The 5,541-nt window shown below is 31.9% G+C and carries 7 protein-coding genes; 5 read left to right on the forward strand and 2 right to left on the reverse strand.

Annotated elements, in window-relative coordinates:
* The first annotated feature begins 5 nt into the window (after positions 1-5).
* The 3 genes from rlmD to ACIQ2I_RS07515 are packed head-to-tail and all read left to right on the forward strand — an operon-like array spanning position 6 to position 2,622.
* Positions 6-1,418 (forward strand): 23S rRNA (uracil(1939)-C(5))-methyltransferase RlmD, encoded by a 1,413-nt coding sequence (rlmD, locus tag ACIQ2I_RS07505; RefSeq protein ID WP_396181811.1) that lies wholly within the window; start codon positions 6-8, stop codon positions 1,416-1,418.
* 3 nt (positions 1,419-1,421) lie between these two features.
* The gene (locus ACIQ2I_RS07510; protein WP_396181805.1) at positions 1,422-1,916 is read left to right on the forward strand and encodes a DUF6452 family protein; all 495 of its coding nucleotides are present in this window, start codon (positions 1,422-1,424) and stop codon (positions 1,914-1,916) included.
* Complete coding sequence (locus ACIQ2I_RS07515) at positions 1,888-2,622, forward strand: DUF6048 family protein (protein WP_396181806.1); 735 nt, start codon at positions 1,888-1,890, stop codon at positions 2,620-2,622. Before ACIQ2I_RS07510 ends, ACIQ2I_RS07515 begins: the two co-directional genes overlap by 29 nt.
* Positions 2,623-2,690: 68 nt before the next feature.
* Here ACIQ2I_RS07515 and ACIQ2I_RS07520 read toward each other — a convergent pair whose 3' ends face one another.
* Together ACIQ2I_RS07520 and ACIQ2I_RS07525 are read right to left on the reverse strand one after the other, a co-directional pair.
* Entirely contained in the window at positions 2,691-2,924 is a 234-nt protein-coding gene (locus ACIQ2I_RS07520; RefSeq protein WP_396181807.1) for a hypothetical protein, read from the reverse strand.
* Positions 2,925-2,936: 12 nt separating this feature from the next.
* Positions 2,937-4,112, reverse strand: a complete 1,176-nt coding sequence (locus ACIQ2I_RS07525) for a class I SAM-dependent RNA methyltransferase (protein WP_396181808.1) — start codon at positions 4,110-4,112, stop codon at positions 2,937-2,939.
* Positions 4,113-4,199: 87 nt separating this feature from the next.
* Between ACIQ2I_RS07525 and ACIQ2I_RS07530 the strand changes: the two genes are divergently transcribed.
* Together ACIQ2I_RS07530 and ACIQ2I_RS07535 are read left to right on the forward strand one after the other, a co-directional pair.
* Positions 4,200-4,943 carry a class I SAM-dependent methyltransferase gene (locus tag ACIQ2I_RS07530; protein ID WP_396181809.1) on the forward strand — a complete coding sequence of 248 codons (744 nt, stop codon included), beginning with the start codon at positions 4,200-4,202 and terminating at the stop codon, positions 4,941-4,943.
* Positions 4,943-5,541 (forward strand): ZIP family metal transporter (locus ACIQ2I_RS07535; protein WP_396181810.1); only part of this gene is annotated, 599 nt, incomplete at its 3' end. The genes ACIQ2I_RS07530 and ACIQ2I_RS07535, both read left to right, overlap by 1 nt.

Consider the following 5,541-nt stretch of genomic DNA (forward strand, 5'->3'; position numbering starts at 1 on the left):
GCGTCATGGTAAAAAAGAGAACAGATAGAATCGTATTCGAAAACGTGCAAATCCTTGATGCCGGTGCAAAAGGTGTATCAGTGGCAAAAGCGCCAGATGGTAAAGTGATTTTTATTCCGAATGTAGTACCCGGAGATGTAGCCGACATTCAAACCATGAAAAAAAGAAAAGCTTTTTATGAAGGAAAAGCCATTAAAATTCACGAATTTTCAGAACACAGAACAGAACCAATTTGCGAGCATTTTGGTGTTTGTGGCGGTTGTAAATGGCAAAACATGAAGTACAGCCAACAATTACATTACAAACAAAAAGAAGTATACAATAACTTGAAACGCATCGGAAAAATTGAAATGCCTGAATTTGAACCCATTTTAGGTTCGGAGAAGCAATTTTTTTATAGAAATAAAATGGAATTCGGATTTTCATCTACTCGTTGGATGACACAAGAGGAAGTCGTATCTGGGGCAGAATTAGACAATAAAAATGCGGTGGGATTTCATATTCCAAGAATGTGGGATAAAATTTTAGACATAACGAAATGTTATTTACAAGAAGATCCGTCAAACGATATAAGAAATGAAATTCGTCGATTTGCGAATGAAAACAACTTGTCATTTTATAATCCTCGAACCAACGAAGGTTTATTGAGAACATTAATGATTAGAACCGCTTCTACAGGTGAATTGATGATTTTAATTCAGTTTTTCGAAAAAAATAAATCGGAAATTGAATTAATGATGCAATTTTTAGCAGCACGTTTTCCTGATACTACTTCCTTACAATATGTTATCAATCAGAAAATGAATGATACGATTTATGATCAAGACATTATTACTTTTAACGGTAGAAATTACATTTTAGAAGAAATGGAAGGGTTGCATTTTAGTATTAATGCCAAATCATTTTATCAAACCAATTCTCAGCAAGCGTATGAATTATATGCCATTACACGTGATTTCGCTGGACTAACCGGCGAAGAATTAGTGTATGATTTATATACAGGAACAGGTACAATTGCGCAATTTGTTTCGAAAAAAGCGAAAAAAGTAATTGGTGTTGAAGCGGTTCCTGAAGCAATTGTAGACGCTAAAGAAAATGCCACGAGAAATAATATTACCAATTGCGAATTTTTTGTGGGTGATATGAAAAACGTTTTTAATGATGATTTCATCAACAAACACGGACATCCAGATGTAGTAATTACCGATCCGCCAAGAGATGGAATGCATAAAGACGTAGTCGCGCAATTATTAAAAATTGGGGCTGAAAAAATTGTGTATGTAAGTTGTAATTCGGCAACACAAGCGCGGGATTTGGCTTTGTTAGACGAAATGTATAAAGTTACACGAGTGCGACCAGTAGATATGTTTCCGCAAACACATCATGTTGAAAATGTTGTGCTTTTAGAAAAAAGATAAGATATGAAACAGCTATTTCTATTACTCTTGCTTAGTGTTTTCTTTTCGAGTTGCGAAAAAGATGATATATGCGATGCTAATACACCAACAACTCCAAAAGTTGTGATTGAATTTTACGATGTTACCAATCCAACAACGCTTAAAAACGTAACCAATCTAGGTGTAATCGCACCCGGATTTACAAATGGTTTTGGATTTACAGCAACTAGTAAAATAAAAGTGCCGCTAAAAACATTTGAAGATTCATCGGTTTTACATTTCATTCGAAATGGAAGTATTGATCCAACAACAGACGATAATTTAGACGAAATTACATTTAATTACAATCGGAAAACAGTTTTTGTTTCTCGTGCTTGCGGCTATAAAACGTTATTTACTCTAAATTCAACTAATCCAATTACAGTAACACCTGATTCAAACAATTGGATTCAAAGCGTTATTGTTTCACAACCTAATATTGAAAACGAAGATGAAACACATATTAAAATATATTTTTAGTCTTATTTTTTTGCTGCTGTTTTCAGGAAATGGTGTAGCACAAGAAAAAGATACTTTAAAAATTCCTCAACGTTATGGTTTAAGGTTAGGCGTTGATGCGCATAGATTAATTAAATCATTATACGATTCAAACTACAAAGGTGTAGAATTGGTTGGTGATTATCGATTTACTAAGAAATTTTATGCTGCTGGGGAATTAGGTAGCGAAGAGAAAACCACAGTAGACGACAATATTAATTACACAACAAAAGGAACCTATTTCAAAGTTGGGTTTGATTATAATAGCTATGAAAATTGGCTTGATATGGAAAATATGATTTTTATAGGAATGCGAGCTGGTGTTGGAAGTTTTAATCATAAATTAAATAGCTTTACTATTTATCAACCTGGTAATTATTACGGAATAAACAACAGTACTTCCGTTCAAGAATTCAATGGACTTTCTGCAAGTTGGATTGAAATAGTAAGTGGTTTAAAAGCCGAAGTTGTAAATAATTTATATGTTGGATTTTCCTTGCGATTAAATTATTTAATGTCAAATAAAGACCCTGAAGGCTTTGCTAATTTATACATTCCTGGTTTCAACAAAACCTATGAAAACAGCAAATTTGGTGCTGGATTTAATTACACCTTAAGCTATTTTATCCCATTTTACAAAAGCAAAGAGAAAGCAAATTCCAAAATTATAAGTTTTAAAACACAATAATTAAAAAATTCCAAATCCCAAACTTATCGTAAATTTGGAATTTAGCATTTTTATTTTTGGAAATTGAATTATTTTATCTCTTTCACCCCTTTCATAAAAAACCATTTCATAAACAGTTTTTCGCCTTCATTGGTTTTTACTACTTGAAATTTTGGCGCTAAAATAGTAGCTACTAAAAATGCGGCTAACGGAATTTGCCAACTAGTAAATCCTGTATACGTAGCAACAATAAAACGAAATGTAATGAAAAGGATTAAAAATCCTAACATATTATAAACTAATGATTTGGTTTGTTTTGACATAATTTAAAAATTTTATTCCTCTGAATTCTCTTCTCTATTTTGAAATTTAGTTCGTTTGCTTCCGGCATACATTTCGTATTTTACTAAACGTGCTTCTAACTTTCCATTAAATAATTTTATTTTTCTACTTGGCCGTAATCCTACAAATTTTAAGGCTTCCAAATTTGCAGTAATAAACCAAGCGTTTGTTCCTGGATAATTCTGCTTCATGGTGTCACCAATCTCTCTGTAAAAACGTTCCATTTCTATGTTTAAACGTTCACCATAAGGTGGATTGAAAACAATATGCAATGGTCCTTCTACTTCCTTTTCAGATTGAAAGAAATCAGCTTGCTTTATTGTAACATATTCGTCTAAATTGGCGTTTTTAATATTGTCTTTCGCTTTTTCAACAGCGCTCGGAGCTTTATCAAAACCAATAATTGTGTAATGAAATTCTCTAGTTTTTTTTAATAACGATTCTAAAACCTTATCAAATAATTCGGAATCCCAATCAGGCCATCTTTCAAAAGCAAATTCTTTTCTGTTGATGTTAGCGGGAATATTACAAGCAATCATAGCGGCTTCAGCAACAATCGTTCCACTTCCACACATTGGATCTAAAAAATGGGCGTTTCCATCCCAACCTGATAAAATTAACATTCCAGCCGCTAAAACTTCATTAATTGGCGCAATATTCGTAGCTGTTTTATAACCTCTCTGATGTAATGAAACACCTGAAGTATCTAATGAAAGTGTACAAAAATCTCTATCAATATGAATATGAATACGTAAATCTGGGAAATCTTTATCAATACTTGGACGTTCACCCGTATTGGCTTTAAACTGATCTACAATCGCATCTTTTACTTTTTGCGCCACAAACTGACTGTGTGTAAACTGCTCTGAATACAAAGTTGTTTCTACTACAAATGTTTGTTGCACTTTTAAATAATCTGACCAATCAATTTTTTGAATCCCATCATACAAAGTTTGCTCGTTATAAGCTTTGAACGTATGAATGGGTTTAAGAATTTTTAATGCCGTGCGTAAAGCCAAGTTTGCTTTATACATAAAACCTTTATCCCCTTGAAAGCTGACGCTTCTGGTTCCTTTTACAACATTTTGCGCTCCTAGTTGGTACAATTCTTTTTCTAGAATTTCTTCAAAACCAAAAAAAGTTTTGGCAACCATTTTAAAATTTTCCATAGACCTCTTTCCCTCAGAGAGAATTTAATTATTAATTATTTACAAAAATACGTTAAATTTGTTGATTCATAATTTCCAAACAGATAAATGTCAAATACTTCAGTAAAAAAATCAGAAAGTTGGTTCACCACATGGTTTGATTCGCCTTATTATCACATTTTATATAAAAACAGAAATGAAGAAGAAGCACAAGCTTTTATGGACAATCTCACACACTATCTGAATATGCCCGAAAACGCAACTATATTAGACTTAGCTTGTGGAAAAGGTAGACATTCCATCTATTTAAATAAATTGGGGTATCAGGTAACTGGAGTAGATTTATCTGAAAATAGTATTGCTGTTGCACAAGAATTTTTAAATGCTACGTTACAGTTCAAAACTCACGATATGCGGGAACACTTGAACGAAACTTTTGATGGCGTTTTTAATTTATTTACAAGTTTTGGTTATTTTGAAACACATGAAGATAACATCAAAACCTTGAAAACAATTAAAGAAAGTATTAACGAATATGGATTTGGAGTAATTGATTTTTTTAATGCTGATTTTATTATAGAAAATTTAGTTGCAGAAGAAACCAAAGAAATTGACGGTATTACTTTTAACATCAAACGTTTTGTTGAAAATAAGAAAATAAATAAAGAAATTAGATTTAGCGACAATGGTGAATCTTACTTCTTTACCGAAAAAGTATCCGCTTTTACTTTAGCCGATTTTGAAAAAATGATGGAAGAAGCAGGTATATATTTACTAGAAATTTTTGGTGATTATAAGTTGAGAAAATACTATAAATCCGAATCTGAACGTTTAATAATGATATTTAAATAATGAACTATACTATATACCTTTTCCCGCTATTATCTGTAATTATCGGATATATATTCGCCATATTTTTTGCTCCTAAAAGTAAGATAAACTTAAAATTATTATTAGCGTTTAGTGGCGCGTTTTTATTGTCATTGACTGTTATGCATTTACTCCCAGAAGTTTATCATAGCGAAGAAATAGCAACAAAATCAGGGCATGAAGGCCATTTTCATTCTAAAATTGGAATTTTTATTATGATTGGAATTGTGTTTCAGATCATATTAGAATATTTTTCAAAAGGAGCAGAACATGGTCATGTACACGGACACCAAAGAATGTCACATATCCCTTGGTTATTATTTTTTAGTTTATGTTTACACGCACTTTTAGAAGGACTACCCATTAACAAACATCCACATTTAGCATACGGAATTGCCATTCATCACTTCCCAATTGCCATTATTTTAACAACATTTTTCAAGAATGCACAATTAAACTCAAAAGCGATTTTGTTCTTTATGATTACTTTTGCTTTTATGACGCCAATAGGCACATTCTTAGCGGATAATTTGAGTTTTATTACAAATTATTCTTCACAATTATCCGGAATTGTAATTGG

Origin of the sequence: Flavobacterium sp. (genome assembly GCF_044368995.1) — a bacterium.
Taxonomy (GTDB): Bacteria; Bacteroidota; Bacteroidia; order Flavobacteriales; family Flavobacteriaceae; genus Flavobacterium.

Excerpts from the sequence above, each read along its gene's own strand:
- rlmD (WP_396181811.1), top strand. The coding sequence starts at position 6 with ATGGTAAAAAAGAGAACAGATAGAATCGTATTCGAAAACGTGCAAATC.
- ACIQ2I_RS07510 (WP_396181805.1), top strand. The coding sequence starts at position 1,422 with ATGAAACAGCTATTTCTATTACTCTTGCTTAGTGTTTTCTTTTCGAGT.
- ACIQ2I_RS07515 (WP_396181806.1), top strand. The coding sequence starts at position 1,888 with ATGAAACACATATTAAAATATATTTTTAGTCTTATTTTTTTGCTGCTG.
- ACIQ2I_RS07520 (WP_396181807.1), bottom strand. The coding sequence starts at position 2,924 with ATGTCAAAACAAACCAAATCATTAGTTTATAATATGTTAGGATTTTTA.
- ACIQ2I_RS07525 (WP_396181808.1), bottom strand. The coding sequence starts at position 4,112 with ATGGAAAATTTTAAAATGGTTGCCAAAACTTTTTTTGGTTTTGAAGAA.
- ACIQ2I_RS07530 (WP_396181809.1), top strand. The coding sequence starts at position 4,200 with ATGTCAAATACTTCAGTAAAAAAATCAGAAAGTTGGTTCACCACATGG.